The organism is Mycoplasma struthionis (assembly GCF_003855455.1).
GTDB classification, from domain to species: Bacteria; Bacillota_I; Bacilli_A; order Mycoplasmatales; family Metamycoplasmataceae; genus Metamycoplasma; species Metamycoplasma struthionis.
This window is the reverse complement of the sequence record NZ_CP034044.1, coordinates 452025-468309: the sequence shown is the minus strand read 5'-3', so window position 1 is coordinate 468309 and position 16285 is coordinate 452025. Positions and strand designations below refer to the sequence as shown.

The window sequence follows — 16285 nt, the reverse complement described above, 5'->3', positions numbered from 1 at the left end:
TGGCTGCCCTTGTTAGATTCGAACTAACGGATGGCGGTACCAAAAACCGCTGCCTTTCCACTTGGCTAAAGGGCAAAATGGTGGAGGGGGAGGGATTCGAACCCCCGAACCGTGAGGAAGTGGGTTACAGCCACCCGCGTTTGGCCGCTTCGCTACCCCTCCAATTTCATTACGTTTTTTATTATAATACTTTTTTGAAATTTTTTTAAAAATTTATTTTTTTGATAAACGCGAGTTAATTACTTTAGCTGCTATTGTTCCATCGTTTGTCGCGGTTGTAATTTGACGGACACTTTTAACAGTAACATCTCCTATTGCAAAAATGTTATTTTCTAAAGTTTCCATTTCATCATTAACAATAATAAAACCTCTTTCATTTAAAAGATTTTTATTGTTTAAAAATTCAGTTGCAGGTTTAAAACCTATATATGGGAAAACTGCTTTGATTTCTTTGAATTCTTTTTCTTCGTTATTAACTTTAGCTTTTAAACCATCTAATTCATTTTCTCCATATAGTTCTAAAATTTCTGAATTTTCTAAAATTTCAACATTATCTAACTTTTTAAGATCTTCAACTAATCTTTTTTCTGCAATAATTCCATCTCTTATAAAAACATAAACTTTAGAAGCCATAGATGCTAAATAAGCTCCTTCTTCAAAAGCAGAGTTTCCTCCTCCTATAATAGCACATTCTTTATTTTTATATAATGCGCCATCACATAAAACGCAATATGAAACTCCTTTGTTTCTGAATTTTTCAATATTAATAACTGTTTTAGGTACTAGGTTTTTCATACCTGTTGCAATAATTACAAATTTTGAATAATAAATATTTCCATTATTTAAAGTTATTTTTTTAAGTTCATTTTCAGTTTCTATATTATTTACAAAACCGTAAATAAATTGAGCTCCATTTTCTTTAGCTTGATTTAGCATTCTTGTTGAAAGTTCAATACCTGAAACTAAATTAAAACCTGGATAATTTTCAATTTTTGATTGTTCGGCCATTTTACCACCAGGCATATAACCTTCAATAAAAGCAACATCTGTTCCATTTCTTGATAAATAAACTGCTGCAGTTAACCCAGCCGGTCCTGCACCAATAATTAAAACATCATAAATTTTATTTTCTTGCATATAAACTCCTATTTTTGTAATAAAAACAAAATTGGAACACCAATTTTGTTAATTAGCGCTTTGTGAAACAGCAGCGGCTCTCATTTTACTATTAATTCTTAATCTTCTTTCTCTTGGTTCATAAACAATGAAATAGAAGTATTTTTGACTTCATTCAGATTTGTATGATGGTATTTTATAAACATTGTAATTTAGTTTTATAACAAATTCAAATACTATTACTAATATTAAACCTAATGCAATCATTGAACCTGAAATTACTTTATAAATTGTATAACTTCCTTCTCTTAAAGGTTCCATTCCGAAACGAATAATTCCGTAGTATAGAATATATAAAGCACCAGTTGTTCCAGGTTTTAATCAATTTCATTTATTTAAAATTCAAACAATAATTATATAAGCAACTAAGTTTGCTATTGATTCATATAAGAATAATGGTAAACGATATTTTCCATCAATAAACATATGATCTCTAATAACTGCTGGTAATAATCTGAATGCTAATGAAGTTTGTTCCATAACACCACCATAAACCTCATGGTTAGCGAAGTTACCTCAACGTCCAATTGCTTGTCCGATTAAAACTGCAGGTAAAATTATTGAAAAAGCTTTTTTAATATCAATTCTTTTTGGGTGTTTTGAAAAAACTGCATAAATGATAACACAAATAGTAGCAGTAATAACTCCCCCATGAATAGAAAGACCACCACGTCAAATGAAGAACGCATTATACCATGGCCCATCATTTCAGCCTTTATACTGAATTAATTGTTGAATAACGAAAACAAATCTTGCTCCGATAATAGCTGTTGGTAAAGCTATAAATATTATTATTGATAGCTGCTCAAATGAATATTTTTCTCTTTTTCAGAAATAATAAACTGTAAGAATTGAAGCTAGCATTCCAAGCATCATAGTTAATGAATAAATATGAAGTGGACCTATTGCAAGTTGAATTCCTGCTCAATCTTTAGGTTGCATTATTCCTCCTTTATAATAATATGATATTATACCATTTTTTTAATTTTGTTAAAATTTAGAACTTTTATTTATAATATCTTTCTTAAAAATTCTGCAGTATAAGATATTTCATTTTCTGCAACTTGTTCAGGAGTACCTGTAGCAATAATTCTTCCACCACCAACTCCTCCATCAGGACCTAAATCAATAATATGATCAGCACACTTAATCACATCTAAATTATGTTCTATAACTATTACAGTATCTCCATTATCTACAATTCTATTTAAAACATTTAAAAGATTTTGAACATCATAGCTATGAAGACCTGTTGTTGGTTCATCTAAAATATATAAAGATTTTCCGGTAGGTTTTTTTTGTAAATAAGTAGCTAACTTAACTCTTTGTGCTTCTCCACCACTTAATGTTGTGGCGTTTTGACCTAATTGAATATAACCCAAACCCACATCTAATAAAATTTGAAGTTTTTCTCTAATAGAAGAACGATTTATAAAAAATGCATAAGCTTGTTCAATAGTCATATCCAATACATCACTTATACTTTTACCATGATATTTAATTTCTAAAGTTTCAAGTTTATATCTCTTGCCATCACAGTGATCACATTTTACATAAACATCAGGTAAAAAATGCATTTCGATTTTGATTAATCCATCACCTTGACACTTATCGCATCTCCCTTCGGCAACATTAAAAGAAAATCTTGATTTTGTATAACCACGTATTTTTGATTCTTCAACATTAGCAAAAATATCTCTAATATCATCAAAAACACCTGTGTAAGTTGCAGGATTTGAACGTGGTGTTCTTCCTATAGGATTTTGATTAACTTCAATTAATTTATCAATATTAACTTGACCCACTAATTTTTCATCATGTCTTAAATCATAAGTGTTTGAATTTAAATAAGAATTTAAATGAACTACTAATTCTTCATTTAATAAACTTGATTTTCCAGAACCACTAACTCCAGTTACAGCAATAAATTTACCAAGTGGAAATGTTGCTGTAACGTTTTTTAAATTATTAGTTTTAGCATTTTTTAAAGTTAAAACTTTTCCATTACCTGAACGTCTTTTTTTAGGTACTTCTATTTTTAAAGCACCCGATAAATATTGGCCAGTAATACTATTTAAATTATTTTTAATGTCTTCTGGTTTACCAATAGCAACAACTTCTCCGCCATGTTCACCAGCTTTAGGACCAATATCGACAATAAAATCAGCTTGTCTAATTGTATCTTCGTCATGTTCGACAACAATTAAACTATTACCTATATCAACCATTTTTCTTAAAGAAGCTAAAAGCTTTTCATTGTCTTTTTGATGTAAACCAATTGAAGGTTCATCTAAAACATATAAAACTCCAGTTAAATTAGCTCCTATTTGAGTTGCTAATCTAATTCTTTGTGCTTCTCCACCACTTAATGTTTCAGCTTTTCTATTTAAAGTTAGATATTGTAAACCTACATTTATTAAAAATTCAATTCTATGTTTAATTTCATTTAAAATTAGACCACTGATTTCTTTTTCTATATCCGAAAGTTCCATAGATTGAAAAATTAAGTTCAGTTCTTCAATTGATTTATTGCACATTTCATATATATCTAAATTAGAAATTTTAGTAGCTAAAGCATATTTATTTAATCTTTTTCCATGGCATAGATTACATGGTAAATCAGCCATATATTTTGATAAATAAATTCTTGAATCATTTGAATTAGTTTCTAAATATTTTCTTTCTATTTTATCAACTAAACCTTCAATATATTTAGTTCTTTCGTATCTGTTTCCGCTTTCAGAAACCATAATATATGAAATTTCTTGATCAGAACCATATTTAATATAGTTAATTTGTTGATCAGTTAATTCTCTAATTGGTTTGTCTTTATCAATTTTATAAAATTTTAAAAGCTTATCAAACTCTTGCCATTCAAGATTTGGAGTATTTAAAAAGTTTTTATAGTATAAAAGTGCGCCTTGATTTATTGAAAGTTTATCATCTGGACAAACTAAATCAAAATCAACTCTTTGTAAAACTCCTAGTCCTTTACATTGTTCACACATTCCATTGGGTGAATTAAATGAAAAAAGTCTAGGTTCAATTTTAGGCATATCAAAATCGCCTTTATCGCAACTATGAAAAATTGAAAAAGTATTTTTTTCTTTGCCAACTGCCTCAATAGTTACTAAACCATTTGATTCTTTTAAAGCAATTTCAATTGCTTCAGCAACTCTTGAATGCATATCTTCATCTAGAATAATTCTATCTACAACTAAATCGATATTTCAACGTTTGTTTTTATCTAAATTAATTTCTGTTTCTTGTAAATGCACAATTTCATCATTAATTTTTACTCTAACATAGGCATCTCTTTTTAATCTCGCTAATAAAGTTTGATGAGAACCTTTTGCATTAGAAACTAAAGGAGCCAAAATATAAATTTTTTCTCCTTTAGGATATTTAAAAACGCTATTAATTATATCTCTTGATTTTTGAGCTGTAATTTCTTGTTTATGATTAGGACAAAATGGTTTTCCAATTCTTGCATAAAGTAAACGTAAATAATCATAAATCTCAGTAACAGTTCCCACAATACTTCTTGGATTATTGTGAACTGTTTTTTGTTCAATTGAAATTGCAGGACTTAAACCTTCAATACTTTCAACATCTGGTTTTTTAGTTCCACCTAAAAATTGTTTAGCATAGTTTGATAAACTATCTACGTATCTTCTTCTTCCTTCTTCATAAATTGTGTCAAAAGCTAACGAACTTTTTCCAGAACCACTTAAACCTGTAAAAACAACAAATTTATTTCTAGGAATTTCTAAACTAATATTTTTTAAATTGTTTTCTTTAGCACCTTTAATTATTATTTTTTCATTCATATTAATTTACTTCCCCTGGATCAGGATTTTCTTTTTTTGGTTTAGGTTTAACTTCAAATTTTTTGCTATTATGTTTCTTTTCAATTGTCTTTTTTAAATATTCTTCAAGCATTTCTCTGATTTCTTGTTTGTTTTCTGAATCATCTATTCCTAAATTATCAAATTCGTCAAAAGTTTTTCTAATAAAGTCTTCTATTTTGTCTTCGTCAAGACCCATATCTTTTGCTGCATTATATAATTCATCAAACATTTTTTCAGGTGAAATTTCAAAAGGATTATTTCATTCAGGAAATTCAATGTCTTCTGGTTGTAATTTTGGTTTTTCTTTACTTTGATTATCTTTATTTAAATGAGCTTGTTGGTTTTTTTCTATTGCTTCAGAACTTCAAACATCTTCTTCATAATTTGCTCTTAATTCACAAGGAAAAGTCAAATCACCAGCGCCTTTTTCTTTAGCTCTTTTTAAAAAATTTAAATAACCTGAATAGGCATTTATTTTATATATAAAAGCACCTTTTTTATAATTTAAATTTTTTTCAATTTTTTTAAGTTCATTTTCAGGATAAACAGCAAATTTTTCAGCATCTAATTCAAATTTTATTTGTTTAATTTTTTCAATATTATTTTGTTTTATTATTTCACCTTTTGAATAATTGCTTTTTGCAAATATATCAAAAGATAATAAATAGTTATTTTTTAAAAGAATATTTAATTTAAAATTTGTTTCTTTTTTGGACTCTAAAATTCTAAAAATACTTATTAAAGCGGTTGAATTGTCTATTGCATTATTTGAAAAAAATTGTTCATCGTTTAAAGGCAAATTAAATACTGTTCATTTTTTATTTATAGTAAATCATCAAGAATTAGTTATTTCTTTTAAATTTAAAACATCAGAAAAGAAATCTCAAAAATCTTGATAATTTAAACTGCTACTAATTGTCTGATTTATTTCAGAAAAATTAAAAGGAGTATTAGTTTTAAATTCTTTATATTCATAAGGATCTAATAAAACATCAGATTCTTTAATTGTTATATCATAATTTCAACCATAAATATCATTAACCATTTTATTTCCTTTCTATATTTTCAAATTCATGTAACATATATTTTTTTACTATATTTTTTAATCTATATAAATAATCTAATACAGCTTCACCAAGACCATTTTGTTCAACTGAACTAGTGAAATAATTAGCAGATTTTAAGGCTTGTTTTGAAGAGTTAGCCATAGCATAAGAATAACCAACTATTTGAAGCATAGGAACATCATTATTACTATCACCAATAGCCATAACGTCTTCTAATTTTAGATCATATTGATTATATATATTTTCTATCATTCATTTAATAGCTGAACCTTTATCAATACCTTTTGGAGATATTTCTAAACCATAATTAGTAATAATGATTGTTAAATCGTTTTCTAAATGTTTAAATAATTCAAACATTTGATTTGAATATCTTTCATCTTCAGCAACATCATTATTATATAGTTCTATTTTAACAGCTTCAAAATCATCTTTTATAAAAAGTTGAGGATAGTTTTGGCGAGTTATGTCATCTAAAAAATGATATTCAAAAACTTCATTTTTAATTTTTTTTTCTTCAAGTAAATAAAAATATTGATTATCATCTCATAAAAAACCTTGAATATTGTTTTCTTTAGCAATTTTAACTACTTCATTAACTAAAGATTTATTAATATGTCATGATTTAACTATTTTTGAATTTTTACAGTCATAAATTTGTGCACCAGATGATCCTATTAAATAATTTGCTTTTAGTTCATCAATTAATCAAAACATTCTTTGCTGAACTGGATTTCCTGTACAAATATTAAAATCAGCTCCTTGAGATAAAGCAAATTCAACATCTTTAATAACTTCTTTTTTTAAATCAAATAAGCGATAAATAGTACCATCAACGTCTGAAAAAATAACTGGTTTTTTATCATTTGTAGTTTTTAAATCAATATTCATAATTACCTCTTTTTATTTTCTTTTTAAATTCTTTTCTCTTTTTTTCTTTAATATAACCATTATTGTAATGTATAAAATTATTCCACCAATTGCAACAGTCGGAACAACATAACCTAAAATTTTAAAGACTTTTTTATATGTTGTTTCTGGAGTATTATATTCAGTATTAAACTGTTCTAATAAAAGTTCATTATATTTTGTAGCATAAAACTTAAAGTTAAAATATTCAATATTATCAAGTTCATTAACTCTTTTTGCTTCTGATTTAGGAATTAAAAATAGAAATAAAACTATTCTTAATTGTCTATATGCTGTTCTTAATCTAATTTCAAAATTTTCATTAAAAAACTCATATAAATTTTGTTTTTTTAATTCACCTATAAATTTTGAATTAGGATCTAAAAACTCAATTTTGTCTATTTTCTTAGCATCACTTATGTCTTTAAAATTCTCATCAAAGTATCATTTTTCAGCAAACTTTTTATAATAATCTTCTTGATGGTAATGTTCTAAATCTTTTGGAAATAAATTAGAAGAAAAATCATTAAAGTTTATTTTTGAAAATAGTGATTTTATAGCTTGAGATTTAGCTAAATTTCCATCTTTAGGTAATGGAATTTGATTTTCATTTAGTTCTTTTAATTCTTTATTACATGAAATTGCAACAGTAGGAATTGTTGCAATTGGTAATAAAGTGGAAGTTAATAATAATTTTTTTAATTTCATAATTAATTAAATTTTACTAAATTTAATCAAAAAAAATTATTTAAAAAACTATCATATATAATACAAACAGGAGGAAAAATAATGACTACAATATTTGCAGTTTTATTAGCTTTAATTGCTTTGCTTTTAGTTTCTTTAATTGTTTTTGTTACATTTAGCTTTATTTATTTTAAGAATAAAAGCAATAATTTAAATGAAACATTAACAAAAAAATTATTAGAAGTGCAAGAGTTAAAACATGCTGATTTATTGCGTGAAATTGAAGCTAAGATATTAAAAATTGAAAATTTAATAGACAAACAATACACACATTTAGATAATAAACTAAATAATGAGTGAAAAGATAAAATAAGTGAAAATCTTAAGATTAATTTAAAAGAAAATAATGAAATTATTTCAAATAACTTTTCTAATATAGTAAACCAAATTAAAACTCAAACTTTTAGTATTGAAAAGCTTAAAGAAAAGATTATAAAAACTATAAATGAAGAGTTTGAAAAGATAACTCAAAAAAATACTGAAACTCTTTTAAGAATAAAAAATGAAATAGATGAACATTTAAAAACTGAGTTAATTAAAAAATTAGAAAACGATTTAAACAAAATTTCAAGTGATATACAACAAGTTTATGATAAAGCCTCAAAAATTGATAACGTTCAAAGTGATATGACTTTAATGAATAAAATATTTATTGAAAATAAATCAAGAGGAAACTGAGGAGAAAGACAACTTAAAGGAATTTTAGATAGTTATTTTAGAGACACAGGAATTATTTGAAAAGAACAAATTGACTTAAAAAGTTCTGAAATGATTGAGAATCTAAGTGATTTAAGTGAAGAAGAAAAAGAAAAGAGAAAAATTGTAGATTTTGCTATAAAAATTGAAGCTGATAAAGAATTAGAAAGTGATATTTGACTTCCAATAGATTCAAAATTCGTTTTAGGTTCATTAATTGGGTCACTTGATAAAATAGATGATGAAAAAGTATATAGTGAAGAGATTAAAAAAATAGTTGATGCTGTTGTAAAACAAGCAAAAGATATACAAAAAAAATATATTATTCCTGGTTTAACAACTGATTATGCTATTTTATATATTCCAAGTCAAAAATTATTTAATGAAGTAATTAAGGATGAAAGATTTGAAAATGGAAAATTAGACAAAGTTTGAATAACAAGTCCTTTATCTATAATGCCATTTTTAGAATTAATAAGATCAAATGCTGCTATTATAAAAATTACCAAAAATGTTAATATTATTAAAAATTTATTTATAAATGTATTTGAAAACTATCAAATTATAAATGATAAATTTACTTCAGCTGGTAAACAAATGGATAAAGCCCGTGATAGTGTAAGAATAGCTCAAAACAAATTAAATTCAACAATAAAAGTATTAAATGATAAAGCTAAAAGAATTGGACTTAATAAAAAAATAGTAATACAAAAAAGTGAAGAAGAATTATCAGATTTAGCAGATATTGAAGAAGTAACTCCAGACTCTATAGAAGAAAATGAATAGAAAAAATATTGCAACAATAAATTGCAATATTTTTTTATGAGTATGAGTTTGCTTTTTTTTATTTGTTTAAAATTGGTTAAAATTCAATTATTTAATAATTTTAATAACTGAACCAGCCCCAACAGTTCTACCACCTTCACGGATAGAGAATTTTGTTCCTTCTTCAACAGCGATTGGTGAAATTAAAGTAACTTTTAATTCTACGTTATCTCCAGGCATAACCATTTCACGTCCTTCGTGGAATTCAACACCACCTGTAACGTCTGTAGTTCTGAAGTAGAATTGAGGTTTGTAGTTTTTAAAGAATGGAGTGTGACGTCCACCTTCTTCTTTTTTAAGAACGTAAACTGCAGCTTCGAATTCTGTGTGAGGAACGATTGATTTAGGTTTAGCTAAAACTTGTCCACGTTCGATATCATCTCTGTCAACACCACGTAGTAATAAACCAGCGTTATCTCCAGCTTGAGCTTCTTTTAAGTTCTTTCTGAACATTTCAATTCCAGTAACAACTGTTTTTTTGGTTTCTTTTAAACCAACGATTTCAACTTCTTCGTTTAATTGTAGAACACCACGTTCAACTCTACCTGTTGCAACAGTTCCACGTCCTGTAATTGTGAAAACGTCTTCGATAGCCATTAAGAATGGTTTATCTGTTTCACGTTTAGGTTCATCGATGTATGAATCAACTGCATCCATTAATTGCATAACGTTTTCTTCATAAACTGGATCACCTTGTAAAGCTTTTAAAGCTGAACCAGCGATAACAGGAGCGTTGTCACCATCAAAACCGTATTCTGATAGTAATCCACGAACGTCCATTTCTACTAATCCAACCATTTCTTCTCTTTCGTCATCTTTAAACATGTCAATTTTGTTTAAGAAAACAACGATTTTAGGAACACCAACTTGTTTTGCTAAAAGAATGTGTTCACGTGTTTGAGGCATAGGACCATCTGTTGCAGCAACAACTAAGATAGCACCATCCATTTGTGCAGCACCTGTAATCATGTTTTTAACATAGTCAGCGTGACCTGGACAGTCAACGTGTGCATAGTGACGTTTTTCTGTTTGATATTCAATGTGTGATGTATTAATAGTAATACCACGTGCTTTTTCTTCTGGTGCGTTATCGATAGAAGCGTAATCACGAGCTTCTGATAAACCTTTTTTAGATAAAACTGTAGCAATAGCAGCAGTTAATGTTGTTTTACCGTGGTCAACGTGACCAATTGTACCAATATTTACGTGTGGTTTTGAACGGTCAAAATCTAATTTTGCCATTTTAAATCCTTTCTTAAAAATAAAAATTTTATTATATTTTTTTATATGTTTGATTAAACGCGTTTAACCTACCTAAGCATAGCCTTGCATCTATGTCCTGTCCAAAAGCATTTTATATTTAAATATTTTAACAAAAATAAGAGTTTTATTTTAAAAAATATTAATATTATCTTTTGACTAAAATAATTAATTTCTTAATTAAATTTTTATATGTTAAAATTAAACTATATTTATTTTAGGAGCAATATGAAAATTAAACTTAAAACTGTGTTTTTATTAGCAATGCCCACATTAGTGCCTTTTGTTGCACTTTCTTGTATAAAAAATAAAGATAAAGAATTAAAAAAGGATTTAGAAAATAAAGAAATACAAAACAAAAGTGATTTTCTAGAAAAAGAAAATAAAGAAAATAAAGAAACTTTAACTTTTGAAAAATTTAGAGATGAAAAATTAAAACCAGTTTTTATTAAACTTAACAAATTAGTTCATATTTTTAATGAACATCCTGACGGAATTTTTATTCAAAATAAAAAAGATGGACAAATTGAATTTACATTTATATATAAACAAAACCAAGATCTTCCATTAGAACTATTTAATAAAGTAAAAGAAGTTTTAAGAGAATTAAAAGAAGCAGAAGAAAATGAAAATTTTGGAATTTATAAAGAACTAAAAAAAGCTATTTTTGAAGACAATACAGCCGAAAGAGTTCAACTATATCATACAAATACAATTGATGAAGTTTCAAGTGGTTCAAGAGAAATTGAAAGATATTATAGAGAACTAAGTTTAGATGAATATACTTTAGTAGAACAAATATTAAATAATGAAAAAACATCTTTAACAAGAAATGATTTAGCCAATATTTATATTTGATATATTAAAGCAAATAAAAAACTTAGAGAAAATAATAGCGACTGATTATTTGAAAATTTAGCTTAAAAAATTATTTAAATTATCCTTTAAAATTGTTTGAAAATACAATTTTAAAGGATTTTTAATTATTCATAATTAATAAAGTTACAAGTATAAAAAAATTAAGTAATTATTATGTAAAACAAACATAAATTAACTTATAAAACTTAATATAAAAGAATTAAAAAATGTAGCATAGAATTTTACAAACCATTACTTATTTAGTTAAAACAAATTAAAAAGTTTAAAAAAATATTTACTATTTTATTACTTTTATTTTTAGAGGTTGTTTTAATTAAATTTAATTAAATAAATACCTTATAAAAATAAAAAAGTTAAGAAATATTAATTTTATTTTAGATTTGTTTATAACAACATTAATATTTTTAATCTTTTTTAGTTGTTTATTAATTATTAATTGTTATAAAATAATGCAATCTTTTGTATTCAAATATATATTTATGTATTTTTAAATAGTATTTAAATTGTATTAGCCTTAATGTACATTTTTAAAACATCTTATACATTAAAAATAATAAAAGATACAGAAAATATTTAGTTACTTTTTTAGCTTTTATTTATATAAAAAAAGATTAAAAAAATATAACTTACGTAAAGTGAGTTATATTTTTAATCGTTTTCTTTAAATATTGCACCTAATGTTTCTTGTAAATTATCTAATAAAATAGGAGTAAAAATTCCACCTTTAGCAATAGTTATTCCACCATTTTCTTCGCTGACTACAATTGTAGTTGCATCACAAATTTCTGAAATTCCCATTGCAGCTCTATGTCTAGCACCATAACGGTTATCAATAGATTTTTTTGTTATTTTATAATATGTAGCTGCATAATATAATTTATTATTTCTTATTATTATTGCCCCATCATGTAAAGGCGAGTGTTTATTAAATATTGAAATTATTAAAGAAGATGATATATTTGCATCAATAATAATTCCATCAGTTCTTAACATGTCTAAATTATCTTTGTTTTCAATTGTAATAATAGCTCCAGTTTTTGTTTTAGCTAAAAATTTAATAGCTTCTTTTAATTGATAAACTATTCTCAACTTAGTTGATTCACCTAATGATCTTTTGGCAGATTTATTAACTTTTAAATCACGTCCCCATTTAATAGAATAATTAACCACCATTAAAATAGTGATTATTAAAACAATTGATAAGATGATATATAAAAGAATGTCTTGCATATTTTTTTCCTATAAGTATTTATTAAGTGCGATAATAAAAATTAACATAAGAATAATTATTGTTACTGAAATTGCTAAAATAGCTATTTTTCATATCATTGGTAATGGTCTAGTTTTTTGTGCCTGTGGAGAATCAGATCATTTTTCGTATTCAATGTAGCTATCATATTTTATTTTTAATTTATTTTGACGATTTGTTGATTCTAAAACAACATTTTCATTTTTTTCGTCCATTGTTTTCATTCAACGAATTTCTTTAAAATATGAAAAAACTTCTATTTCTGAATAATCTTTATAAAAATGGGCATCTTTTTTATAATGTTGAAATTCAGCTATAACTCTTGAAAGATTATCCTTTTCTGGGTCATATTTTAAAGTTCGTGTATCTTTTTGCTTTTGTGCATGTAAAATTTTAGCCATAATTTTTCTCCCATACATATTTTATAGAAAATATTATAATATTTTATTTAATAGAGTTTAAAATATATATGTAATTTTATAAGGAGAGAAGTTAAAATTATGAAAAAAACTATTAAAGATCTTAATTTAGCAAATAAAAAAGTTATTTTAAGAGTAGATTTCAATGTTCCTATTGCTGATGGCAAAGTAATGGATACAAAAAGAATTGATGCCGCTTTACCTACAATTAACTATTTATTAGAAAACGGAGCAGGAGTTATTTTACTTTCACATTTAGGAAGAGTTAAAGTAGAAGAAGATAAAGCAACTAAAACCTTAGCTCCAGTTGCTAAAAAATTAGCTGAAATTATGAATAGAGAAGTTAAATTCATAGCTCAAACCAGAGGTGATTTAGTAAATGAAGCTGCTAAAAACTTAAAACCTGGTGATCTTGTAATGCTAGAAAACACACGTTTTGAAGATTTAAATGATAAAGCTGAATCATCAAACAATGAAGAGTTAGCAAAATACTGAGCTTCATTAGCTGATATTTATGTAAATGACGCTTTTGGTACAGCTCATAGAGCTCACGCTTCAACTTATGGAATTCCAAGCTTTATTAAAGAATCTGCATTAGGATTTTTAATGCATGATGAAGTAAGTCATTTATCAAGATTAATGAATGATGTTAAAAGACCTTATGTTGCAATAATTGGTGGAGCTAAAGTAAGTGATAAAATTAAAGTTCTAGTTAAATTATTTGAAGTTGCTGATAAAGTATTAGTTGTTGGTGGAATGGCTTATACATTTAGAAAAGCTCTAGGCTATGAAATTGGTACAAGTATTTTTGAAGAAGATAAAGTTGAAATGGCTAAAGAATATTTAGAAAAATATGGTGATAAAATTGTTTTACCAGTTGACAATGCTTATACTAAAGATTTCGCTGATAATAAACCAGAATATACAACTTCAAAAAACCCTAACATTCCAGAAGGTTACATGGGATTAGACATTGGTCCTGAATCAGTTAAAGTATTTGAAGAAATCATTAAAGATGCAAAAACAATTTTCTGAAATGGGCCTGCCGGTGTTACTGAATTTTCAAACTATGAAGCTGGAACAAAAGGCATTGCTATTGCAATTGCAAATAATGAAGAAGCATATTCAGTAGTTGGTGGAGGAGACTCTGTTTCAGCTATTAATAAATTAGGTTTCCAATCTAAATTTAGTTTTATTTCAACAGGTGGTGGAGCATCAATAGAATTTGTTCAAGGAAATAAATTACCTGGCATTGAATTATAAATGATAAATAAAATATTAATTAAAATTAAAAATTTCATTCTGATTTAGAATGAAATTTTATTTTGGCAATTTAAGTTCTTTTAAAAGATTGAATCTAGAATTTAAATAATAAATTTTATCAAAACTTTTATTATTTAAATAGTAATAAAAAAGACCATATCCAAATAGTTGTGCTTTTGCTGTCGATCTTAAAAGAGGAGCATTTAAATTTTTAAAATCTATTAAACAGTTATTAATTAATAAATCACTATCTGCTAAAAGGTAAAAATTAATTTCTTCAAAAACTATATTCATTATAGGATGAGTATTAATAGTTTTAATTTCTTTAAATTCTTTATAAATTAAATTCAAGGAAATTTTTGACAAATATATTGCTTTTTTTAAAATTATTTCTTTATGGTCTAAAATTTCTTGAGTATATTTTTTTCCACATCTTCCAAGTAAAATAATATTATAAGTTTCAAATGCTAAATTAGCAAAAAAATTAAAATTAGTCTCTGCTTCTTTATATTGAATTTTATTATCAAAATTCTAAAAAAGGACGTTTTTTGTTAATTCTTCAACTATGCCTCCCAAAACTATGACATGCTCTTCTTTAAGAACATCAATATAAAAATCATGATTTAATCTTTTTTCTTCAATTAATGCATTTTTAAAAAGAAATTTTCTTAGTTTATCTACTACTTCATTCTTTTATTAAAAATAGAACATAATGAATAATAAAACTTATTTTCTTTAAAAAGATCTAATAATAAAAATACTAATTCTTTTGATTTAGATTTTCAAAACTCATTTTTATCCATAATTTAATTATATTTTAAAACTCATAATAAATATTTAATATATTTGCTAAAATTAATTACATGTATAAAAAAGATTATTTAGATTTAAAACAAACTCAATATGCAATTGAAAAGTTAAAAGATTTTTTTTCTCATAATTTAAGAAGAAAACTAAATTTAGTTAGAGTATCAGCTCCTTTATTTGTTAGAACTAAAAGCGGATTAAATGATGGATTAAACGGTGAAGAACCAGTTAGATTTAAAGCTAAAAATATAGAAGATAATTTAGAAATAGTTCACTCACTTGCAAAATGAAAAAGAGATGCATTATATCGTTATGGATTTAATGTTTATGAAGGTTTGTATACTGATATGAATGCTATAAGACGTGAAGAAGATTTAGATTATAAACATTCATTTTATGTAGATCAATGAGATTGAGAATTAGTAATAAATAAAAAAGATAGAAACATAAGATTTTTAAAAAGAATAGTAAATAAAATTTATTCAGCTTTAAAAATAACAGAAAAAAAGATTAATCATATTTATCCTTTTTTAAAAAATAAATTACCTGAAAAATTAGTATTTATTTCTTCTGAAGAGTTATATGAATTATATCCAAATGTAAATGCAGAACAAAGAGAGAATAAATTTATAAAAGAAAATAAAGCTGCTTTTATTTATAGAATAGGATATCCTTTAAAAGATGGAGAACCTCATTCAAAAAGAGCTAAAGATTATGATGATTGAGAATTAAATGGCGATTTAATTGTTTATGATGAACAAAACGACAAAGCTTTAGAATTAAGTTCAATGGGAATTAGAGTTGATTCAGTTGCTTTAAAAAAACAATATAAACTTTCAAATGAAGAAATTGAAAAAATCAGCCCTTTTCATAAACAACTAATAAATGAAGTTTTACCATTTACAATTGGTGGTGGTCTTGGCCAAAGTAGAATAGCAATGTTTTTATTAGAAAAAAAACATATTGGTGAAGTTCAAGTTAGTGTATGAGACAATGAAACTTTAGAAATTGCAAAAGAAAATCAAACAAAAATCTTATAGTTTGGTTATAATATATATTATTATTTATAATACATAGAGAGTTGCTGAGCCTAGCGGCGTTGAAGCATGCCAACCTGCATAAAAGTAAGGTGGATAG

The 16285-nt window shown here is 25.4% G+C and carries 15 protein-coding genes and 2 tRNA genes; 4 read left to right on the top strand and 13 right to left on the bottom strand.

Annotated features, from left to right (window positions below):
* The 8 genes from EGN60_RS01955 to EGN60_RS01920 all read right to left on the bottom strand — a co-directional run bounded on the left by EGN60_RS01955 (position 1) and on the right by EGN60_RS01920 (position 7711).
* Positions 1-75, bottom strand: a tRNA-Gln gene (locus EGN60_RS01955).
* Between the two features lie 3 nt (positions 76-78).
* A tRNA-Tyr gene (locus tag EGN60_RS01950) sits at positions 79-162 on the bottom strand.
* A 51-nt stretch (positions 163-213) separates the two neighbouring features.
* Positions 214-1137, bottom strand: a complete 924-nt coding sequence (locus EGN60_RS01945; RefSeq protein WP_124724413.1) for an NAD(P)/FAD-dependent oxidoreductase — start codon at positions 1135-1137, stop codon at positions 214-216.
* Between the two features lie 48 nt (positions 1138-1185).
* Entirely contained in the window at positions 1186-2118 is a 933-nt protein-coding gene (gene lgt / locus EGN60_RS01940; RefSeq protein WP_124724412.1) for a prolipoprotein diacylglyceryl transferase, read from the bottom strand.
* 68 nt (positions 2119-2186) lie between these two features.
* Positions 2187-5006 carry an excinuclease ABC subunit UvrA gene (gene uvrA, locus EGN60_RS01935; protein ID WP_211324452.1) on the bottom strand — a complete coding sequence of 940 codons (2820 nt, stop codon included), beginning with the start codon at positions 5004-5006 and terminating at the stop codon, positions 2187-2189.
* Position 5007: 1 nt separating this feature from the next.
* Positions 5008-6072 carry a hypothetical protein gene (locus EGN60_RS01930; RefSeq protein WP_124724410.1) on the bottom strand — a complete coding sequence of 355 codons (1065 nt, stop codon included), beginning with the start codon at positions 6070-6072 and terminating at the stop codon, positions 5008-5010.
* Between the two features lies 1 nt (position 6073).
* Positions 6074-6985, bottom strand: coding sequence for a Cof-type HAD-IIB family hydrolase (locus EGN60_RS01925; protein WP_124724409.1), 912 nt, complete (start codon positions 6983-6985; stop codon positions 6074-6076).
* A gap of 12 nt (positions 6986-6997) precedes the next feature.
* Entirely contained in the window at positions 6998-7711 is a 714-nt protein-coding gene (locus EGN60_RS01920; RefSeq protein WP_124724408.1) for a variable surface lipoprotein, read from the bottom strand.
* Between the two features lie 81 nt (positions 7712-7792).
* On the opposite strand from EGN60_RS01920, the gene rmuC reads away from it, so the two are divergent.
* Entirely contained in the window at positions 7793-9232 is a 1440-nt protein-coding gene (gene rmuC / locus EGN60_RS01915) for a DNA recombination protein RmuC (protein WP_124724407.1), read from the top strand.
* 87 nt (positions 9233-9319) lie between these two features.
* Here rmuC and tuf read toward each other — a convergent pair whose 3' ends face one another.
* Positions 9320-10513, bottom strand: coding sequence for an elongation factor Tu (tuf, locus tag EGN60_RS01910; RefSeq protein ID WP_124724406.1), 1194 nt, complete (start codon positions 10511-10513; stop codon positions 9320-9322).
* Positions 10514-10759: 246 nt separating this feature from the next.
* Here tuf and EGN60_RS01905 point away from each other — a divergent pair, with 246 nt between their 5' ends.
* On the top strand, positions 10760-11455 hold the full coding sequence (locus EGN60_RS01905; protein ID WP_124724405.1) for a hypothetical protein: 696 nt from the start codon (positions 10760-10762) through the stop codon (positions 11453-11455).
* A gap of 603 nt (positions 11456-12058) precedes the next feature.
* On the opposite strand, the gene EGN60_RS01900 is transcribed toward EGN60_RS01905, so the two are convergent.
* Together EGN60_RS01900 and EGN60_RS01895 are read right to left on the bottom strand one after the other, a co-directional pair.
* Positions 12059-12640 carry a diadenylate cyclase gene (locus EGN60_RS01900; protein WP_124724404.1) on the bottom strand — a complete coding sequence of 194 codons (582 nt, stop codon included), beginning with the start codon at positions 12638-12640 and terminating at the stop codon, positions 12059-12061.
* 9 nt (positions 12641-12649) lie between these two features.
* Positions 12650-13060: a hypothetical protein gene (locus EGN60_RS01895; protein WP_124724403.1), complete on the bottom strand. Its 411-nt coding sequence runs from the start codon at positions 13058-13060 to the stop codon at positions 12650-12652.
* Between the two features lie 99 nt (positions 13061-13159).
* Here EGN60_RS01895 and EGN60_RS01890 point away from each other — a divergent pair, with 99 nt between their 5' ends.
* Positions 13160-14341, top strand: a complete 1182-nt coding sequence (locus tag EGN60_RS01890) for a phosphoglycerate kinase (RefSeq protein WP_124724402.1) — start codon at positions 13160-13162, stop codon at positions 14339-14341.
* A gap of 57 nt (positions 14342-14398) precedes the next feature.
* Here EGN60_RS01890 and EGN60_RS01885 read toward each other — a convergent pair whose 3' ends face one another.
* On the bottom strand, positions 14399-14707 hold the full coding sequence (locus tag EGN60_RS01885) for a hypothetical protein (protein WP_124724401.1): 309 nt from the start codon (positions 14705-14707) through the stop codon (positions 14399-14401).
* Positions 14708-15021: 314 nt separating this feature from the next.
* Positions 15022-15144, bottom strand: a complete 123-nt coding sequence (locus EGN60_RS03620) for a hypothetical protein (protein ID WP_281272058.1) — start codon at positions 15142-15144, stop codon at positions 15022-15024.
* A gap of 60 nt (positions 15145-15204) precedes the next feature.
* Here EGN60_RS03620 and asnA point away from each other — a divergent pair, with 60 nt between their 5' ends.
* Complete coding sequence (asnA, locus tag EGN60_RS01880) at positions 15205-16188, top strand: aspartate--ammonia ligase (RefSeq protein WP_124724400.1); 984 nt, start codon at positions 15205-15207, stop codon at positions 16186-16188.
* The last annotated feature ends 97 nt before the right edge of the window (positions 16189-16285 follow it).